This is a genomic window from Streptomyces rubrogriseus (assembly GCF_027947575.1).
In the GTDB taxonomy this organism is placed as follows: domain Bacteria; phylum Actinomycetota; class Actinomycetes; order Streptomycetales; family Streptomycetaceae; genus Streptomyces; species Streptomyces rubrogriseus.
In genome coordinates, this window is record NZ_CP116256.1 from 7,913,208 (window position 1) to 7,932,007 (window position 18,800).

At 73.2% G+C, this 18,800-nt stretch carries 16 protein-coding genes; 7 read left to right on the forward strand and 9 right to left on the reverse strand.

Annotation, left to right across the window (positions count from 1 at the left end):
• The first annotated feature begins 3 nt into the window (after nucleotides 1–3).
• Entirely contained in the window at nucleotides 4–969 is a 966-nt protein-coding gene (locus Sru02f_RS35650; protein ID WP_109035465.1) for an ATP-binding cassette domain-containing protein, read from the forward strand.
• On the forward strand, nucleotides 966–1,751 hold the full coding sequence (locus Sru02f_RS35655; protein WP_109035463.1) for an ABC transporter permease: 786 nt from the start codon (nucleotides 966–968) through the stop codon (nucleotides 1,749–1,751). Before Sru02f_RS35650 ends, Sru02f_RS35655 begins: the two co-directional genes overlap by 4 nt.
• Before the next feature lie 41 nt (nucleotides 1,752–1,792).
• Here the strand turns inward: Sru02f_RS35655 and purU are convergent, their stop codons facing one another.
• Together purU and Sru02f_RS35665 are read right to left on the reverse strand one after the other, a co-directional pair.
• On the reverse strand, nucleotides 1,793–2,686 hold the full coding sequence (gene purU / locus Sru02f_RS35660; RefSeq protein WP_109035461.1) for a formyltetrahydrofolate deformylase: 894 nt from the start codon (nucleotides 2,684–2,686) through the stop codon (nucleotides 1,793–1,795).
• 47 nt (nucleotides 2,687–2,733) lie between these two features.
• Entirely contained in the window at nucleotides 2,734–3,234 is a 501-nt protein-coding gene (locus tag Sru02f_RS35665) for an SCO4402 family protein (protein ID WP_109035459.1), read from the reverse strand.
• A gap of 116 nt (nucleotides 3,235–3,350) precedes the next feature.
• Between Sru02f_RS35665 and Sru02f_RS35670 the strand changes: the two genes are divergently transcribed.
• Nucleotides 3,351–4,667, forward strand: a complete 1,317-nt coding sequence (locus Sru02f_RS35670) for an ABC transporter substrate-binding protein (protein ID WP_109035457.1) — start codon at nucleotides 3,351–3,353, stop codon at nucleotides 4,665–4,667.
• 70 nt (nucleotides 4,668–4,737) lie between these two features.
• Here the strand turns inward: Sru02f_RS35670 and Sru02f_RS35675 are convergent, their stop codons facing one another.
• Nucleotides 4,738–6,399, reverse strand: a complete 1,662-nt coding sequence (locus Sru02f_RS35675) for a hypothetical protein (RefSeq protein WP_244941933.1) — start codon at nucleotides 6,397–6,399, stop codon at nucleotides 4,738–4,740.
• A gap of 202 nt (nucleotides 6,400–6,601) precedes the next feature.
• Nucleotides 6,602–7,987, reverse strand: a complete 1,386-nt coding sequence (locus tag Sru02f_RS35680; protein ID WP_109035455.1) for a transcriptional regulator — start codon at nucleotides 7,985–7,987, stop codon at nucleotides 6,602–6,604.
• 304 nt (nucleotides 7,988–8,291) lie between these two features.
• Here Sru02f_RS35680 and Sru02f_RS35685 point away from each other — a divergent pair, with 304 nt between their 5' ends.
• The 3 genes from Sru02f_RS35685 to Sru02f_RS35695 all read left to right on the forward strand — a co-directional run bounded on the left by Sru02f_RS35685 (nucleotide 8,292) and on the right by Sru02f_RS35695 (nucleotide 11,527).
• Complete coding sequence (locus Sru02f_RS35685; RefSeq protein WP_109035452.1) at nucleotides 8,292–8,945, forward strand: bifunctional DNA primase/polymerase; 654 nt, start codon at nucleotides 8,292–8,294, stop codon at nucleotides 8,943–8,945.
• 156 nt (nucleotides 8,946–9,101) lie between these two features.
• Nucleotides 9,102–9,878, forward strand: coding sequence for an ABC transporter ATP-binding protein (locus Sru02f_RS35690; RefSeq protein WP_109035450.1), 777 nt, complete (start codon nucleotides 9,102–9,104; stop codon nucleotides 9,876–9,878).
• Complete coding sequence (locus Sru02f_RS35695) at nucleotides 9,875–11,527, forward strand: transporter (protein ID WP_109035447.1); 1,653 nt, start codon at nucleotides 9,875–9,877, stop codon at nucleotides 11,525–11,527. The genes Sru02f_RS35690 and Sru02f_RS35695 overlap by 4 nt, the downstream gene beginning before the upstream one ends.
• Nucleotides 11,528–11,534: 7 nt before the next feature.
• Here the strand turns inward: Sru02f_RS35695 and Sru02f_RS35700 are convergent, their stop codons facing one another.
• Nucleotides 11,535–12,449, reverse strand: a complete 915-nt coding sequence (locus Sru02f_RS35700; protein ID WP_167469794.1) for an alpha/beta fold hydrolase — start codon at nucleotides 12,447–12,449, stop codon at nucleotides 11,535–11,537.
• Between the two features lie 520 nt (nucleotides 12,450–12,969).
• On the reverse strand, nucleotides 12,970–13,662 hold the full coding sequence (locus tag Sru02f_RS35705; RefSeq protein ID WP_052839193.1) for a metal-dependent transcriptional regulator: 693 nt from the start codon (nucleotides 13,660–13,662) through the stop codon (nucleotides 12,970–12,972).
• A 223-nt stretch (nucleotides 13,663–13,885) separates the two neighbouring features.
• On the opposite strand from Sru02f_RS35705, the gene Sru02f_RS35710 reads away from it, so the two are divergent.
• Nucleotides 13,886–14,641: an SIS domain-containing protein gene (locus Sru02f_RS35710; RefSeq protein ID WP_003974589.1), complete on the forward strand. Its 756-nt coding sequence runs from the start codon at nucleotides 13,886–13,888 to the stop codon at nucleotides 14,639–14,641.
• Nucleotides 14,642–14,845: 204 nt separating this feature from the next.
• On the opposite strand, the gene Sru02f_RS35715 is transcribed toward Sru02f_RS35710, so the two are convergent.
• The 3 genes from Sru02f_RS35715 to Sru02f_RS35725 form a co-directional block, all read right to left on the reverse strand.
• Nucleotides 14,846–16,249 carry a PAS domain-containing protein gene (locus tag Sru02f_RS35715; RefSeq protein ID WP_109035822.1) on the reverse strand — a complete coding sequence of 468 codons (1,404 nt, stop codon included), beginning with the start codon at nucleotides 16,247–16,249 and terminating at the stop codon, nucleotides 14,846–14,848.
• Nucleotides 16,250–16,414: 165 nt separating this feature from the next.
• Entirely contained in the window at nucleotides 16,415–17,290 is an 876-nt protein-coding gene (locus tag Sru02f_RS35720; protein WP_109035443.1) for a GNAT family N-acetyltransferase, read from the reverse strand.
• 332 nt (nucleotides 17,291–17,622) lie between these two features.
• On the reverse strand, nucleotides 17,623–18,723 hold the full coding sequence (locus tag Sru02f_RS35725) for a citrate synthase 2 (RefSeq protein ID WP_109035441.1): 1,101 nt from the start codon (nucleotides 18,721–18,723) through the stop codon (nucleotides 17,623–17,625).
• Nucleotides 18,724–18,800 lie beyond the last annotated feature (77 nt).

Consider the following 18,800-nt stretch of genomic DNA (forward strand, 5'->3'; position numbering starts at 1 on the left):
GTCATGACCAGCTTGGCCATCACCGCGAACGGACTGCGCAAGTCCTACGGCGACAAGACCGTCCTCGACGGCATCGACCTGGCCGTCCCCGAAGGAACGGTCTTCTCCCTGCTCGGTCCGAACGGCGCCGGGAAGACCACCGCCGTCAAGATCCTCTCCACCCTCGTCACCCCCGACGCCGGCGACATCCGCGTCGGCGGCCACGACCTCGCCACCGCTCCGCAGGCCGTGCGCGGCGCGATCGGGGTCACCGGCCAGTTCTCCGCCGTGGACGGCCTGATCACCGGGGAGGAGAACATGCTCCTCATGGCGGACCTCCACCACCTCCCCCGCCGCGAGGGGAAGCGGGTCGCCGCCGAACTGCTGGAGCGCTTCGACCTCACCGAAGCCGCCGACAAGCCCGCCTCCACCTACTCCGGCGGCATGAAACGCCGCCTGGACATCGCCATGACCCTGGTCGGCGACCCGCGGATCATCTTCCTCGACGAGCCCACCACCGGCCTGGACCCCCGCTCCCGCCACACCATGTGGCAGATCATCCGCGAGCTCGTCACCGGCGGCGTCACCGTCTTCCTCACCACCCAGTACCTGGAGGAGGCCGACGAACTCGCCGACCGCATCGCCGTACTCAACAACGGAAAGATCGCCGCCCAGGGCACCGCCGAGGAACTGAAGCGGCTCGTCCCCGGCGGACACGTCCGGCTCCGCTTCACCGACCCGGACGCCTACCGCGACGCCGCCACCGCCCTGCCCCACAGCACCGGCGACGACGACACCCTCACCCTCCAGATCCCCAGCGACGGCAGCCAACGCGACCTGCGCACCATCCTCGACCGCCTCGACGACACCGGCATCGAGGCCGACGAACTCACCGTCCACACCCCCGACCTCGACGACGTCTTCTTCGCCCTCACCGCCACCGCCACCGTCCCCGCCCAGACCGACGCGATCAAGGAGACCGTCCGATGAGCAACCTCTCCCTCGCCGTGCGCGACTCGTCCACCATGCTGCGCCGCAACCTCCTGCACGCCCGGCGCTACCCCTCCCTCACCCTCAACCTCCTGCTCACCCCGGTCATGCTGCTGCTCCTCTTCGTCTACGTCTTCGGCGACGCGATGAGCGCCGGCATCGGCGGCGGCGACCGCTCCGACTACGTCTCCTACCTCGTGCCGGGCCTGCTCCTGATGACCATCGGGTCCACCACGATCGGCACCGCGGTCTCCGTCTCCAACGACATGACCGAGGGCATCATCGCCCGCTTCCGGACCATGGCCATCCACCGCGGCTCCGTGCTCGTCGGGCACGTGGTCGGCAGCGTGGTGCAGTCGATCCTGAGCGTGGTCCTCGTCGGCGCCGTCGGCGTGGCCATCGGCTTCCGTTCCTTGGACGCCACCGTCCTGGAGTGGCTCGCGGCCTTCGGGCTGCTCCTGCTCTTCACGCTGGCGCTGACCTGGATCGCCGTGGGCATGGGCCTGATCAGCCCGAACGCCGAGGCCGCCAGCAACAACGCGATGCCGCTGATCTTCCTCCCGCTGATCTCCAGCGCCTTCGTCCCCATCGACTCGATGCCGGGCTGGTTCCAGCCGATCGCCGAGTACCAGCCGTTCACGCCCGCCATCGAGACCCTGCGCGGCCTGCTCCTCGGCACCGGGATCGGCCACAACGGCTGGCTCGCCCTCGGCTGGTGCCTCGCCCTCACCGGGCTCGGCTACGTCTGGGCGACCTCGAAGTTCAACAGCGACCCGAAGTGACCGAGGCGACCGTCGATCGCCCGGGGCCGGTGGGACGGGCCCTAGGCGAAGACGACCGTCCGGCGGCCGTTGAGCAGGATCCTCCGCTCCGCGTGCCACTTCACGGCCCGCGCCAGCGCCTGGCACTCCACGTCACGCCCGATCGCCACCAGCTGATCGGGCGTGACGTCGTGTCCGACCCGCTCGACCTCCTGCTCGATGATCGGCCCCTCGTCGAGGTCGGCCGTCACGTAGTGCGCCGTCGCGCCGATCAGCTTCACTCCCCGCGCATGCGCCTGGTGGTACGGCTTCGCGCCCTTGAAGCTCGGCAGGAAGGAGTGGTGGATGTTGATGATCCGGCCGCTGAGCGCCTTGCACAGGTCGTCCGAGAGGACCTGCATGTAGCGGGCCAGCACGACGAGTTCGACGTTCTCCTCGCGCACGATCTCCAGGACCCGGGCCTCGGCCTCCGGCTTGGTGTCCTTCGTCACGGGGATGTGGTGGAAGGGGATGTCGTAGGACCCCACCAGCTCCGCGAAGTCGGTGTGGTTGGACACCACCGCCGCGATCTCCACGGGCAGCGCGCCGATCCGGGCGCGGAAGAGCAGGTCGTTCAGGCAGTGCCCGAACCTGCTCACCATGAGCACGATGCGCATCTTCGCGTCGGCCCGGTTGATCTGCCAGTCCATGTGGAAGGCGTCGCCGATCGCGGCGAAGCTGGCGCGCAGCTTGTCCACGGTCACCGGCTCGCCGGCCGAGAAGTGGACCCGCATGAAGAACAGACCCGTGTCGTGGTCCCCGAACTGCTGACTGTCCTCGATGTTGCAGCCGGTCATGAACAGGTAGCTCGAGACGGCGTGCACGATGCCCTGCTTGTCGGGGCAGGACAGGGTGAGGACGTACTGGTCGGCCGGGGCGTCGGCCGAGGGGACGGCGGCGGAGGACTGCGCGTTCATGCAGCACAGGGTCCCATATCCGGCCTCCCCGACCGCGTGCCGTCCCGTCAGGCGGACCGGGTGAGGATCTGCAGCACCTCGAGCGTGCGCGGCTCGGCCTCCGGGTCCTCGCCGTCGCTGGTGGCCAGTCGTACGTGCGCGTCGCGCGCCGCCCGCACCGCCTCCGGCCAGTCCGCGTGCTCCAGGTACGCGGTCACCGGCGCGTCCGGCCCGACCTGGTGCATGATCCGCAGGACCCGCAGCACGGCGGTGTCGACCAGCGCCGCCTCCTGAGAGTCGCGGAAGACCGTGCCCACGTACTTCTCGGCCGACCAGTGGTCCAGCCAGGTGTCCTCCACCAGGCGGTACACGGCGTCGGTGACGTCCCCGTAGCCCTCGACGCCGGCCAGCCAGACGTCCTGCTGGAAGGCGGGGGCGGAGAGCATGTGCAGCGCGGAGCGCACCTGACTGCGCCAGCGCCACCACGGCATGTCGTTGAGTGGCATGCCGCCCATGGTGGTGGAGCGACGGCCGCGACGGGAAGAGTTCTCCGAACCTTGCACGGTCATCGATCCTACGTTCCTCTTCCCCGCGCCCCGCCGGCCCCCGCAATTCACCTCCGCGTCACCACGCGTTGACCGCAGGTCACTCCCCGGTTGGCCGGGTGACGGAATCGTGCGGGGACATGACCGGCAGGCGACCCACCCGCAGCACTCCCCCCGGCGGCCCCCGCGGCCGCTCCCGGGCCTCCCGCACCGGCGTCCTGTCCGCGGGCGCGCTGGTGGCGTGCGCGTCACTCGCCGTCGGCTGCGGGGTCGTCCCCGGTGCCACGGGGGGCTCCGGGGACGACCCGATCACCGTCATGACCTGGGCGCCGCAGGACACCGGCGCGACCAACAAGCCGGGCATGCCCGCGCTCGCCAGGGCCTACGCCCGCTCGATCAACGCCCAGGGCGGCCTCGCGGGCCGCAAGCTCAACGTCCTGACCTGCAACGACCACAACGACAGCGTGGCCGCCGCGAAGTGCGCCCGCCGTGCCGTCAAGGAGAACGCGGTCGCCGTGGTGGGCTCCTACAGCCAGTACGCCGACTCGTTCTTCCCCGTCCTCGAGGGCGCCCGCATCCCGTACATCGGCGGGTACGGCCTCACCAACACGGAGTTCACCAGTCCGCTGTCGTACCCCGTCAACGGGGGCCAGCCGGCGCTGCTCGCGGGGCTCGGCAGCGCGCTCGCCGACTCCTGCGGGCCGGTGACGCTGGTCCGCCCCGACACGATCGCGGGCGACCAGTTGCCCGCGCTGCTGGACTCGGGGCTGGCCTCCGGCGGACACGAGCGGTCCCACGACCAGCGGGCTGCCGAGGACGCCACCGCGTACGACGACCAGGCCGGGCGGGCGCTGGCGCGCGACGGCGGCGACCCCGCGGAGCCGGGGTGCGTGGTGCCCGTCCTCGGGGACCGCACCGGCACCTTCATGGACTCCTTCCGGCGGGCCCGCGGGGACCGGCCCGACGTCCGGACGGCGACCGTGCTCGGCAGCGTGGACCAGACGACGATCAACGCGAGCGGCGGCGCGTCCGGGCCCTACGAAGGGGCGTACGTCACCGGCTGGTACCCCGCGGTGAGCGACCCGGCCTGGGACGGTCTGAAGCGGCTGGTCAAGGAGCAGGCGTTCGGGGACAACGACGTCGATCCGGCCGACGCCGGGGTGCAGACGACCTGGATCGCGTACACCGTGCTCAAGCAGGTCGTCGAGTCGCTGGGCGACGGCGAGGTGAGCGCCGACACCGTCCGGCGGGCCCTCGACGACGGCCCGGAGGTCGGCACGGGCGGTCTCACGCCCGGCCTCCGGTGGACGTTCGCCGACAAGCTGGCCTCGGTCGGCTTCCCCCGCCTGGTCAACGCCGACGTCACCCTCCAGGTCGTACGGGAGGGCCGCCTGGTCTCGGCCCGCGACGGCGCCGTGGACACCACCCGCACCCTGCAGAACGCGGACGTGGCCTGAGGGCGGGCCCGGGACCCGGGGACCCGGGACCCGGGATTCGTCCGTCGGGACGGCCCCCGGGCGGGCCGGCTCACAGCTGGGTGGGCTGCCGTTCGGTCAGGCCGTACTTCTTGGCGATGGCGTTCCAGAGCGCCGCGGCCTTGGCCTTCTCCTTGGTGGCCGTGCCGCTCGCCCGGGTGGCCGCCGTGGGCTGGGTGGCGGCCTTGCCCTTCTTGCAGCCCTTCTTGCCGGCCGTCCGGTCGGCCCAGGCCGCGTAGTGGTTGTCGGCCGACGCGGAGGCCTGCCACGCCTTGGTGAGCGCGGTGGTCAGCTCGGTGTGCTGGGGCAGCTTGTCCACCGACAGCTTGGACAGGCTGTCGACCAGCCCGCTGCGCTGCTTGGCGGCGTCGCGCAGGTCCTTGGCCGCCTGGGGGAGCTTGTCGCAGGTCTTCACGTCGCCCACGGCGTTGATCACCGTGGTGCGTCCGGTGCCGCTCTCGGCGAGCAGCTTGTCCAGCTCGACGGCCTGCTGCCGGACCGGATCGACCGTCGGGGAGGCCTCGGCGGACGCGGACTGGGAGGCGGGGGCCGTGGCGGACACCGTCTGGTTGCCGCCCTTGTCCTCGTCCTCTCCCCCGCCGGCCATCATCGCTCCGGCGCCGACCCCGACGACGGCGATGCCCACGCCGACGGCCGCGAGGATCGGCAGGCGCGAGCCGGTACGCCCGCCGCGGCCGCCCCGGCCGCCGCCGTCGTCGGCCCCGCGCCGCCTGCCACCGCCGCCGCCCGGACCCTGCGGGGCGTACCCGGGCTGGTCGCCGGGGTACTGCGCCTGGGGCGCGTCGAAGCGGGGCATCTGCTGGGTGGCCGAGGCCGGGCCGTCGGCGCCGGGGGCGCCGCGGAAGAGGTTGTCGAACTCGGCGGGCGGCTGACGGCCCTCGTCGGGGCCGGGCCCGGCCCCGAACGGGGCACCGGCGGGGCCGCCGGGCACGGGCGCGATGAACTGCGTGGCCTCGGCGTCCGGATGGGCCGCGGGTGCGGCGGGCGCGGGCTGCGCGGGGTACTGCGGTGCCTGGCCGAGGTACTGCGTCGACTCGGCGGCGTGCGGCTGCGCGGGTCTCTCCGGCGGCAGCGCACCCGGTCCCGCGGCCGCGATGGGCGGTATGTACTGGGTGGCCCCCTCGTCGGCGGAGGACACGACCGGCGGTATGTACTGCGTGGCGCCCTCGTCGGCGGGCGGCAGCGGCGCGACACCCGCGCCCTGCTGCGGGTACTGCTGGTACGGCTGCTGATGCTGCTGCTGGTACTGCTGCCCGTACGGCGGCTGCCCGCCGTAGGACTCGTCGCCCGGCGGCGTCCCGTACGACGGGGGGCGCGCGCCTTCCGGCGGCAGCGGGCCGGGCCCGGCCTGCGGCGGCAGCGCGCCGGGAGCCGGTGACTGTGCGCCCTGCGCGGGCGGCCAGGCCTGCGGTGCGGGCTGCTGCGGGGTCTCCGGAGCGCCCCAGGGCTGAGCACCGGGCGGCGTGGGCCAGCCCTGGCCGGGGGGCGGGCTCTGCTGCTGCTCGGGGCCCCAGGGCCGGTCCCAGGCCTGGCCACCGGGCGGCGCCGAGGCGGGTGCCGGGCCACCGCCCTGGGGGCCGGCGGGAGCGCCGGTCAGACCGGGCAGCAAGGGCTCGCCACCGTCCGAGGGCAGCACGATGCCTTCGTGCGCTTGCCGCGCCGAGGGCTCCTCGCCCTGTCCACTCTGCGTCACCGGGACTCCTACGAATGGGGGACCTTCGGAATCGTCGGCTCACGCTACCGGGTCCCCCGAGCCCACTGCCACGCCGCCCGGGGCGTCAACTCCTTCCCTGTGACAGCAGTAACAAAACCGGGCGGCGGCGCGCTGTTGATGTTCCTTTCCGCTCACCGCGGCGATGTTTCACGCGTGTTCACTCACTCCGCGCCCCGTCCGCTCATGCGGCGGCCTGCAGATCGAGCCGGGCGCCGAACTCCCTGACCACCGCTTCTTCCCGGTACGGCTCGAGCCGGGCCTGGAAGTCGTCCAGGTACTCGGCGCCCCGGTTCGAGCGCAGGGTCTCCAGGAGTTCCACCGCCTTCGTCGCCGTGTTGCAGGCCTGTTCGATCTCCCGCTGCTGCACCTGCGCCGTGGCCAACAGCACATGGCCGATGGCCCGCCTGCGCGCCCGCGTCTCGGGGTGCCCGTCCAGGGACTGCCGTGCGTAGCGGGCGGCCGCGTCCGCCTGGCCGAGGTCCCGGTGACAGTGCGCCAACTCGTCGGCGAGGTAGGCCTCGTCGAAGTGCGCGATCCACACCGGGTCGTCCCCGGCGGCCGGATCGGCCGACTCCATCGCGCCGACCGCCCGCCCGGCCGCCTCGTGGGCCGCCCGTACGTCGCCCAGGAGCGCGTGGCCGCGGGCCTCGGCCGCGTGGAACATCGACTCCGCGCGCGGCGTGACCCGCCCGCGTGCGCCCTCCTGCGCCGCCCGCGCCAACTGCGCGATCTCGCGCGGGTTTCCGAGCTGCGCGGCGAGGTGGCTCATGGAGGCGGCCAGCACGTACCCGCCGTAGCCGCGGTCCCCGGCCGCCTGCGCGAGCCGCAGCGACTGGATGTAGTACCGCTGGGCGAGCCCGGGTTGGCCGGTGTCGACGGCCATGTATCCGGCCAGCTCGGTCAGTCGCGCGACCGTGGCGAACAACTCCCGCCCGACTGCCTCCCGGTAGGAGCCGGCCAGCAGCCCGGAGACGACGCTGTTCAGGTAGTGCACGAGGACCGGGCGCACGTGCCCGCTCCCGTACTGGTGGTCAAGGTCCGTCAGGGCCTGCGTCATCGCCCGCACGGCCGCCACGTCGGACTGCCCCACCCGCGGTCCCGCCGAACGCGACACCTGGGGGTCGGGGGCGGAAATCAGCCAGTCGCGGCTGGGCTCGACGAGCGCCGAGGCGGCGACGGAGGAACCGGACAGGAAGTCCCGGCGCCCCACGTCGCTGCGCCACAGCTCGCAGACCTGCTCGATGGCCCCCAGTACCGTCGGCGAGAACTGGAGGCCGACGCCGGACGCGAGGTTCTTGCCGTTGGCCATGCCGATCTCGTCGATCGTGACCGTGCGGCCGAGCTTGCGTCCGAGCGCCTCGGCGATGATCGCCGGTGCCCGGCCCCGCGGTTGCTGTCCGCGCAGCCAGCGGGCCACGGAGGTCTTGTCGTACCGCAGGTCGAGACCGTGCTCGACCCCGCACACGTTGACCCGGCGGGCGAGGCCCGCGTTCGAGCAGCCCGCTTCCTGAATGAGCGCCTGCAGTCGTTCGTTCGGCTGCCGCGCGACGAGAGGCCTTGCGGCCATGGCGTAACCCCCATGCGGTCTCATGCGGTCTCGGTGCTGTCCCGGCGGATCGTTGGACGAAGAGGATCCGGCCCGTGAAGATCAATGCCCCGTCGATGTGCCGACAATGCGAGACTTGCGAAGCTTGCGAGGATTGCCGGGGTAACGGCCGGTGCCGGCCCCAGTCCTGGCTACCCAGCTCCCGCGCTGAATCCTCCTGCGCGCCCCCACGTATGCACCCATGCGCCCCGAATGCCGTGCCGGTGCACCTCCCCCGCGCGCGCCGCCCCCGTAACCCCCGGTGGGCCCGGGAGTTGAGTTCCACGTGGAAGAGACCATCCCCGGCACCGAAGCCGCCCAGATCCCGCAGCAGCGCGGTACGTCGCTGCTGGAGACCGCCGTTCGCTACGCCGAGGAGCGTCACTGGGACGTGTTTCCCGGCACCTGGCTGGTGCCCGGCGACGGGGTGCAGCGCTGCTCCTGCGGGGATCCGGCGTGCGCCGCCCCCGGCGCGCACCCGGCGCGCGAGGACTGGGCGGCGCAGGCGACCGGCAGCGCGACCGTCGCCCGGCGGATGTGGCAGAAGCAGCAGTCGGCGTCGATCCTGCTGCCCACGGGGCGGACGTTCGACGCGATCGACGTGCCCGAGACGGCCGGGTTCCTGGCGCTGGCACGGATGCAGCGGATGGAGCTGACGCTGGGGCCGGTGACCTTGGCGCCGGACCGGCGGATGCGGTTCTTCGTTCTTCCGGGGGCCGCGGTGAAGGTGCCGGATCTGGTGCGGCGGTTGGGCTGGACGCCCCGGGCTCTTGATCTGGGCGTGCTCGGGGAAGGGGCGTACGTGGCGGCGCCGCCTACGCGGATCGGGACGCGGGGGGCCGTGCAGTGGGCCTGCCGGCCGACCGCGGTGAACCGGTGGCTGCCGGATGTGGAGGAGTTGGTCTCGCCGTTGGCGTATGCGTGCGGCAGTGATCGTTAGGGGGGCGCCCTTTCGTCTGCCGGGTTGCCGTCCCTTCGGCGACCGCGGGTGGTACCTCCTTGCTCGCGCCCACGCGGCGGAGCCGCATAGCGACACAGTCCCGCGCCCCTTCGGGGCGCTTTCCCGCCGTAGGGTGCGAAGTCGACGGAGGGAGACGTGGTGGGCAACAGCGCCGTGCGGGTTCAGGGGCTCTGGAAGCGGTTCGGGCAGCAGGTGGCCGTGGGCGGGGTCGATCTGGAGTTGCCGGCCGGGAAGTTCATCGGCCTCGTCGGGCCCAACGGGGCCGGGAAGACCACCACGCTCTCCATGGTGACCGGACTGCTCCGCCCCGATCAGGGGACGGTCGAGGTCGTGGGGCACGACGTGTGGCGCGATCCGGTCGAGGTGAAGGCCAGGATCGGGGTGCTGCCCGAGGGGCTGCGACTCTTCGAACGGCTGTCCGGGCGGGAACTGCTCGGCTACACGGGCCGGTTGCGCGGGCTCCCCGGCGACGAGGTCGACAAGCGGGCCACCCAGCTCCTCGACGTGCTCGACCTCGCCGGGGCCCAGCACAAGCTGGTCGTCGACTACTCGACCGGCATGCGCAAGAAGATCGGCCTGGCCGCCGCGCTGCTGCACAATCCGGAAGTGCTGTTCCTGGACGAGCCGTTCGAGGGCGTCGACCCGGTCTCCGCACAGACCATCCGGGGCGTCCTGGAGCGCTACACCGCCTCCGGCGCCACCGTCGTCTTCTCCTCGCACGTCATGGAGCTGGTGGAGTCGCTGTGCGACTGGGTGGCCGTCATGGCCGCCGGGCGGATCCGGGCCACCGGCACGCTCGCCGAGGTGCGGGGCGGGGCGGCCTCGTTGCAGGAGGCGTTCCTCGAACTCGTCGGTGCGGGCGGCCGGGACGCCGGGTCGGACCTGGACTGGCTGGGCGGCGGGTCCCGATGAGCACGCGGACCACACCGGCCGCCCCCGTCCCGCCGGGGCCTACGGGCCCGGCGGTCCCCTCCGGCTCCTCCATCACGTCCGTCTTCGTACGGCTGAAGCTGTCGCTCCTGCGCAACGGACTGCGGCAGTCCGGCGGGCGGCGGGCCGCCTACGTCGCCTCGGCCGTCCTCGTGCTGCTCTTCGCCGCGCTCCAGCTGATCGGCCTGATCGCGCTGCGCGGGTACGCGCACGCGGACTCGCTGGTCGTGCTGCTCGCCGCGGTGCTCGCCCTGGGCTGGGCGGTGCTGCCGCTGTTCTTCCCCGGCGGGGACGAGACGCTCGATCCGACCCGGCTGGTGATGCTGCCGCTGCGGCCCGGGCCCCTGGTGCGGGCGCTGCTCACCTCCTCGCTGGTGGGCATCGGGCCGCTGTTCACGCTGTGCGTGTTCGCCGGTTCCGTGGTCGCCCTCGCGCACGGCGGGGCGGCGTACGCCGTCGGCGTCGTCGGGGCGGTCCTCGCGCTGCTGGTGTGCGTGACCCTCGCGCGGGCCGTCGCCGCCGCCAACGTCCGGCTGCTGACCAGCCGCAAGGGGCGCGATCTCGCGGTGCTGAGCGGGCTGGTGGTCGCGGTCGGCGCGCAGCTCGTCAACTTCGGCGCGCAGCGGCTGGGCTCGTCGGGGCTCGGCGAGCTGGACCCGGTGGCCGACGTGGTGCACTGGATTCCGCCCGCGTCGGCGGTCGGCGCGATGGACGCGGCGAGCGACGGGGCGTACGGCACGGCGCTGGCCCAGCTGGCGCTGACCGCCGCGGCGCTGGTGCTGCTGCTGCGGGTGTGGGCGCGGCATCTGACGCGGCTGATGACGGCGCCCGACGGCTCCACCCTCCAGGGCGACACCGGGCCGGCCCGCGAGCGCGGGTCGGCCGGTCTCGCCCGGTGGCTGCCGGCGGGCCGTACCGGCACCACCATGGAGCGCACCCTGCGCTATGTGTGGCGCGACCCGAAGACCAAGGCCGCGTGGGTGACGTCGCTGGCCATCGGCCTGATCGTGCCGGTGTTCAACGCCTGGCAGGGCACCGGCTCGGTCTACTTCGCCTGCTTCGCGGCCGGGATGCTCGGCATCCAGATGTACAACCAGTTCGGGCAGGACACCTCCGCGTTCTGGATGGTCGCGATGACGATCTCCTCGACCAGGGACGCCTACGTCGAGCTGCGGGCCCGCGCGCTGGCGCTGCTGCTGATCACGCTCCCGTACGCCACCCTCGTCACGGTGCTGACCACCGCGCTGCTCGACGACTGGCGGGCCCTGCCCGAGGCGCTCGGCCTGTCCTTCGCGCTGCTCGGCGCGATGCTGGCGACCGGTGCCTGGACCTCGGCCCGCTTCCCGTACTCCATCCCGCAGGAGGGGTACAAGAACGTCGCCCCCGGTCAGGTCGGGCTGGCCTGGGTCTCGATCTTCGGCGGCATGATCGGCGCGGCCCTGCTGTGCGCGCCGGTGATCGCGCTGACGATCTGGCTGAACGTGAGCGAGGGGGCCGGGGACACGGGCTGGGTGCTGCTGCCGGTCGGCGCGGTGTACGGCGCGGTGCTGACGCTGCTGGGCCTGCGGCTGGCCGCGCCGCGCACGGCCGGGCGGCTGCCGGAGATCCTCACGGCGGTCAGCAAGGGGTGACGGGCGCTCAGGCGTCCCGCAGCGCGTTCAGGAACGGCTCGATGGCCGTCCGCCATGCCTCCGGCTGGTCGTAGTGGACGAGGTGACCGGCGTCGGCGACCTCCGCGTACTGGCCGTTCGGCAGGACCCGGACCATCTCCTGGGCCTCGGCGCGGCCCAGCTCGCCGTCGAGGCCGCGCACGACCAGGGTGGGGCAGCGCACCTGCGCCAGCTCCTCCCAGTGGGCGTCGTAGACCCAGGTCTCGCGGGAGCGCAGCATCTGCTCCGGTTCGAAGACGGGGCGCCAGCCGTCCGGGGACTCGGCCATCACCTCGGCGTAGAACTCGCCGCGGGCCGGGTTCGGCCGCTCCACCCAGGGGTCGTCCTCGCCGAACCACTTGCGGACGTCGGCGAGTGTGGCGAAGGGGACCGGCCAGGCGCGGAACCACTCGGTCCAGGTGTGCTGCGAGGCGGCGCCGAGCGCGGAGGCCCGCATGTCGCAGATGATCAGACCGCGGACCAGGTCGGGGCGTTTGGCGGCGAGCTGCCAGGCGGTCAGCGCGCCCATGGCGTGGCCGATGAGGACGGCCGGGCCGAGGCCGAGCTGCTCCAGGGCGGCCTCGACGTCCTCGACGTAGGCCTCCCGGGTGTAGGCGGCCCGCGGGGGCTTGTCGCTGCGGCCGTGGCCGCGCTGGTCGAGGGCGACGGCGCGGTGGCGGGCGGAGAGCCAGCGGGCCGTGGGGGCCCAGTGCGAGGCGCGGCCCATCAGACCGTGCAATAACAGGACGCCGGGCAGGTCTCCGGCGCCCGACGCGGAGGGGGACGGGTCGCCGGGTGCGGAGGGGGCCGGGTCATGGCCCCGGCCGGTCTTGGGAGGGTCGCCGAACTCCCAGGCCGCGAGGCGTACGCCGCCCGCGCCGGTCACGTCGATGCGCCGCGCCATAGGTCCTGGCACCCCCAAGCTCCGCTCGGACCCGCCCGCCCTCGCGGACCGGCCGGTCCTGTGAACCGTGTCCTGCCTGCCGTGCAGGGTATCCAAGATTATCGAATACCCATTCGAAAGAGCCGTCCCGACGAGCAACACCCCTCATTCGAGTGACACCGGTCAGGGATTGATCGCCGCCGCCCAGGGGAGATCTTCAACGGGAGGCGGACCGCTCGGGGAAAACGGTCCGAGGGGATTGACCTTGAGAGCTCGGGGCTCCAGGTCAGCACAGGGGAGGACAGGCCCCGGCGCCACACGGCGCCGGGGCCCTCTCCGTCTCTCCGGCATGCCCCTCCCCCTCTCCGGCCCGGGCGACATCGCTGTCAGCCGCGGCCAAGAGCCCCTCACGTCCGATGCCTCACGCGACAGCCTCGCACGCGAATCACCCGGCCGCTGCGATTCGGCGCACAGGGACCCCGAATCAACGGGACCCGAATCAACGCGCCCCGGACGACGGTCTGCTCCGGGCGCGGCGCGGTCAGCGCTTGGCGACGAACACGTGGGAGGCGGTGTCCGCCTCCAGCTCGGCGGCCTCGCCGCCACTGCCCACCAGCACGCCGCCCGCCGACTCGGTCACGCTCACCACCGAGCCGGGCTGCACCCCGGCCCGGCGCAGCGTGTACATCAGCTGCGCGTCCGTCTGGATCGGCTCGCCGATCCGGCGCACGACGACCGTCTTGCCCTCCAGCCCCGGGTCGAGGTCGGCCAGGGAGACCATCCCCTCGTCCAGGAACGGATCGGCCCCGTCGGTCTCGCCCAGCTCCTCCAGGCCCGGGATCGGGTTCCCGTACGGCGACTCGGTCGGGTGCCGCAGCAGCTCGAGCACGCGGCGCTCCACCGCCTCGCTCATCACGTGCTCCCAGCGACACGCCTCCGCGTGGACCTGCTCCCACTCCAGGCCGATCACGTCGACGAGCAGGCACTCCGCGAGCCGGTGCTTGCGCATCACGCGCGTCGCCAGCCGCCTGCCCTCGTCGGTCAGCTCCAGATGCCGGTCCGCCGCCACGGACACCAGACCGTCGCGCTCCATCCGCGCCACCGTCTGGCTGACCGTCGGGCCGCTCTGGTCGAGCCGCTCGGCGATCCGGGCGCGCATCGGGACCACACCTTCCTCCTCCAGCTCGAGGATGGTGCGGAGGTACATCTCCGTGGTGTCGATCAGTCCGGACATACGTGCCCCTCGATGAGATTGCCGGAGGCTACGGCCCACCGGCGCGTGCGCTGGCCCTGCGACCAATTCTGACGCATACCACCGACAACCGTGCCTCGCCGTGGAAAGCCGGGCCCCGCGGAGCCCGCCCGGGCCCGCCCCCGGGGCGTTGACGCCGTATTGACACCGCACTGGTCCAGACCGCACCGTGATCCGCGACGCAGCCACTCCGAAGGGGTCCCGCATGAGCGACCACAAGCCGGCCGGCCAGTTCCTCGACGCGGCGATCGACCTCCTGCGGCGCGTCCGCGACGAGGAGGCGGACAGCATCGAGGCGGCCGGCACGCTGCTCGCCGACACCGTGCAGAACGGCGGCCGGCTCTTCGCCTTCGGCGCCGGCCACTCCTCCCTCGCCGCCCAGGACGTGGTGTACCGCGCGGGCGGGCTCGCCCTGATGAACCTGCTCACCGTGCCCGGCGTCGTCGGCATCGACGTCATGCCGGCCACCCTCGGCTCCGCCCTGGAGCGGGTCGACGGCCTCGCGAGCGCCGTACTGGACTCCTCGCCGCTCCGCGCGGGCGACGCCCTGGTGATCATCTCGCTCTCCGGGCGCAACGCCCTGCCCGTGGAGATGGCGATGCACGCCCGCGCCCTCGGCCTGCGGGTGATCGGCGTGACCTCGGTGGCGTACGCGTCGCAGACCACGTCGCGGCACGCCTCCGGCACCTTCCTCAAGGACCACTGCGACATCGTGCTGGACTCCAAGATCGCCGTCGGCGACGCGGAACTCACCCTCGACACCGTCCCCGCCCCCTTCGCGCCCGCCTCCACGGTCGTCACCGCCGCCCTGATGCAGGCCGTGACGGCCACGGCCGCCGCCACCCTCGCCGACCGCGGCATCGAACCCCCGCTGCTGCGCTCGGGCAACGTGGACGGCGGCCACGAATGGAACGCCCGCGTACTGGAGCAGTACGGCGAGCGCATCTTCTACCGCCGCTGAACGCGCCCGGCACGACGGCCGACGGGTCCTAGGGGCTGACTGACAATGCGCGTCGTCGCCCGAAGGGCGGCCGCGCGGCGTCAGGTGCGTGCTCTCGGTGCGCCGGCCCCGGACCCGCGTACTGGCCGTACTCGGGTCCGGGGCCGGTGCGGCGAGAGTGCGTGCATGGCGTCGCGCGGCAGACGGGAATTGTCAGACAGGCCCTTAGGGCCGCTCCACCGCGCCGGCCAGGTCCAGCGCGGTCGCGATCCGGACCGCCACGTCCTCCGCGTACATCGCGTCCGGCCGCTCGAAGGCGCTGCGGCCCGCGCCGCGCAGGAACGTGACGACGCCCAGCGTCCGGCCGCGGCTGCGCAGCACCGCGCACAGGCCGTGCACCGTGTCCTCCGGCCACTGGCGGGCCGTGGCCCACCGGCGCACCTGCTCGGCCGGGACCGCCCGCACTCCGGCGCTGGCCCGCACCGAGCCCGCCCGTTCCACGCACTGCACGGCGGGGTGCCCCTCGCCGTAGCGCACCGGCATCCCGGACGTCCCGGACGGCACGCTGGGCCCGGGCGCGCCGGACGGGGTGGCCGCGACCCGCACCAGCCGCACCTGCTCCGCGGCGTCGGTGTCCGACGTCGCGCCGCCCACCACGCGGTCGATCAGGGCGTGGTCGGCGAACCCGGCCAGCGCGAAGTCCAGGTGGACGATCGCGGCCTCGGCGGGGTCCTCGCACTCGGCCGCGGCCCGCGCCGCCCGGTGCAGCTGGTTGGCCCGGAAGCGCAGCAACGCCGCCTCCTGCTCGCCCTGCTTCGACTCCGTCACGTCCTGGAACAGCCAGCCGACGCCCAGCGGCACCGGCTCCTCCGCGAGCGGCGAGGCCAGCCGCACGAACCCGCTGCGCCAGCACCGGCGCCGCTCCCCGTCGGGGGTGCGCAGGCTCACCCACACCTCGGCGGGTGCGGGCGGCGCGCCCTCGGCCAGGACGTGGGTCAGCGCGTTCTCCAGCTCCTCGACGCCCTGGGCGAGCAGGTCGCCGAGCGGCCGCCCCAGTACGGACGTGCGTCCGGCCCCGAGCGCCCGTGCCGCGTGCGCGTTGACCACGGCGGGCCGCAGGTCCGCGTCGACCAGGACGACGCCCCAGCTCGCGTCCTCCAGCAGGGCCTCGCTCAGCGCGATGGACCGCTCCAGGTCGATCTGCGCGTGCACCTCGCTGAACGCGCAGTACACCCCCGCGGGCCGCCCGTCGGGGCCGCGCACCGCCGCGGACTGGGTGCGCACCAGCACCCGGCCGCCGTCCTTGGTCAGCAGCGCGAACTCGTTCACCTGGCGGCCCGGCGCCCGCATGGCGGACAGCAGCCGGTCCTCCACCTCCCCGGCGTCCGCGCTGCGCACGGCCCATCCCGCGAAGCCCTGCCGTCCCACGGCCTCGGCCGCGCTCCAGCCGAGGATCCGCTCCGCCTCGCGGTTCCAGTGGGTCACGACCCCGTCCGCGTCGAAGGCGCACAGGGCCGCGTCCATGCCGTCGAGGAGCGCGGCCAACAGGTCCGCGCCGTCCCGCTCGGGCTGCTCCGGCTCGTCCGGCCCCAGCTCGTCGGTGGTCCCACTACGCCGCGAAGCACTCACCTGGACCCCCTGCAGGCTGCGTCCGCCGTACGGTACGTCGGTTCGCTCACTGGCCTTCATTCAACTCGAACGTGATGCAGCACACACCGAGTTCCCGCAAGTTCGCGGAAATCGTTGTACTGCGGAAACTCGGCATACGCCCCCGTCATGAAGGCGCGCGGCCGGTCATGCCGGGCGGGCTGCGGCGAGCCTGAGATCGACCCACTCGTCGTGTTCGCCGTCGAGCACGTATCGCTCCTTCTCCACGAACCCGCACGCCCCGGCGAACCGCAACCCGTCGGCGTTGGCCGCCAGCACCACGGTCTCCACCGCCCCGGCGCCCAGCACGCGCGCGTGTGCCAGTCCCTCCTCGTAGAGCGCCGTGCCGATCCCGCGCCCCCGGTACGCCGGCAGGGTGCGCGCGATCACGGTCGCGACCCGCTCCTCGCCCCCGGGCGGCCGCACCGTGGAGCAGCCGACGAGCACGTCCGCGAGGTAGGCGTTGGCCAGGCGGTTGCGTCCGGCGCGTTCCCGCGCCTCGTCCGGGGTCATGGCGGCCGGCGGCACGATCACGTTGTGCACGTGCCGCCACTCCTCGACCATGGCGTCCCCGTCCACCGGCTCGATCCGCAGCGCCGGGCCCGCTCCGGTCGCCACCGTGCCCCGGCGCGCGTACACCTCGATCTCGATCCGCATCCGCTCGTCGGCGAGGCCGCACACCATCATCGTCGCGGCCGGCCGCACCTGCCCGAACGCCCGCCGCAGCACGGGCCAGCACGGTTCGAAGTCCTCCCGCGCGGGCAGCAGGTACCGCACCCGCACCACGTCCGCGAACGTGCATCCCGCCTCCGCCAGCGCGGCCCCGATGTTCCGCAGGCACTGTTCGGCCTGCTCGACCACGTCCCCGGAGATCGTCATCGTCGCGTAGTCGAAGCCGGTCGTCCCGGACACGTGCACCCGGTCCCCGTCGACGACGGCGCGGGCGTACCCGATCCGCTCCTCGAACGTCGACCCGCTGACCACCGCCCGCCTGGCCGGTGCCTCCCCCAGTCGTTTCGTCATATGCGAAACCGTAGGTGACCAGCGAAGACGCGTCCATGGGAGATCGACGGCGAATCCACCCGGAAATTCGATTGATCGGCGGCCGACCGGTTCCTAGGGTGGTGCGTACACAGAAGGGAGGTGGTTCGGCAAATGTATGACATCCGGACGCGTGAGGTGGCTGCGGGCTAGCGGCCCGGCACCACACGGAGTGCGGCGCCGGACCAGCGCGTGACAGACGCGCGCAGCCGGCCCAATCCCAAGCAGTCACCCGACCCGCGAGTCGCCGGTACGTCCGGCCGGCTCCTCCACGGAGGAACCAGACTCGCGGGTCGCCTGCGTTTGCGGGGCGGTCAGCCCGCGATGTCGGCGTAGCCCTCGATCTCGCGCGGGTCGCGGGTGCCCGGTCCCGTGTAGCGGGCGGAGGGGCGGACCAGGCGGCCGGTGCGCTTCTGCTCCAGGATGTGCGCGGACCACCCTGCGGTGCGGGCGCAGGTGAACATCGAGGTGAACATGGGGGCCGGCACCTCGGCGAAGTCCAGCATGATGGCGGCCCAGAACTCGACGTTGGTGGCCAGCACCCGGTCGGGGCGGCGGGCGTGGAGTTCGGCGAGGGCGGCCTTCTCCAGGGCCTCGGCGACCTCGTAGCGCGGCGCGCCCAGTTCGCGGGCGGTGCGGCGCAGGACGCGGGCGCGCGGGTCCTCGGCGCGGTAGACGCGGTGGCCGAAGCCCATGAGGCGTTCGCCCGCGTCGAGGGTCTTCCTGACGTAGGCCTCGGCGTCGCCGGTGCGCTCGATCTCCTCGATCATGTGCAGGACGCGCGAGGGGGCGCCGCCGTGCAGCGGTCCCGACATGGCGCCCACGGCCCCGGAGAGGGCGGCGGCCACGTCCGCGCCGGTGGAGGCGATGACGCGGGCGGTGAAGGTGGAGGCGTTCATGCCGTGCTCGGCGGCGGAGGTCCAGTAGGCGTCGACGGCGGCGACGTGCTTGGGGTCGGGTTCGCCGCGCCAGCGGATCATGAAGCGTTCGACCACGGACTGGGCCTTGTCGATCTCGCGCTGCGGGACCATGGGCAGGCTCTGGCCGCGTGCGGACTGGGCGACGTAGGACAGGGCCATGACGGCGGCCCGGGCGAGGTCGTCGCGGGCCTGGGCGGCGTCGATGTCCAGCAGGGGTTTGAGGCCCCAGGCGGGGGCGAGCATGGCGAGGGCGGACTGGACGTCGACCCTGATGTCGCCGGAGTGCACGGGGATGGGGAAGGGCTCGGCGGGCGGCAGGCCGGGGTTGAAGGCCCCGTCGACGAGCAGGCCCCAGACGTTGCCGAAGGAGACGTGCCCGACCAGGTCCTCGATGTCGACGCCGCGGTAGCGAAGGGCGCCGCCCTCCTTGTCGGGTTCGGCGATCTCCGTCTCGAACGCGACGACTCCCTCTAGCCCGGGTACGAAGTCGGACATCAGGCGGCTCCTCGTGATCAGTGGTGTACGGCGACCGGTGCGGAGACGGTGCGGCGCCTCCATGGATCCACGGTCGT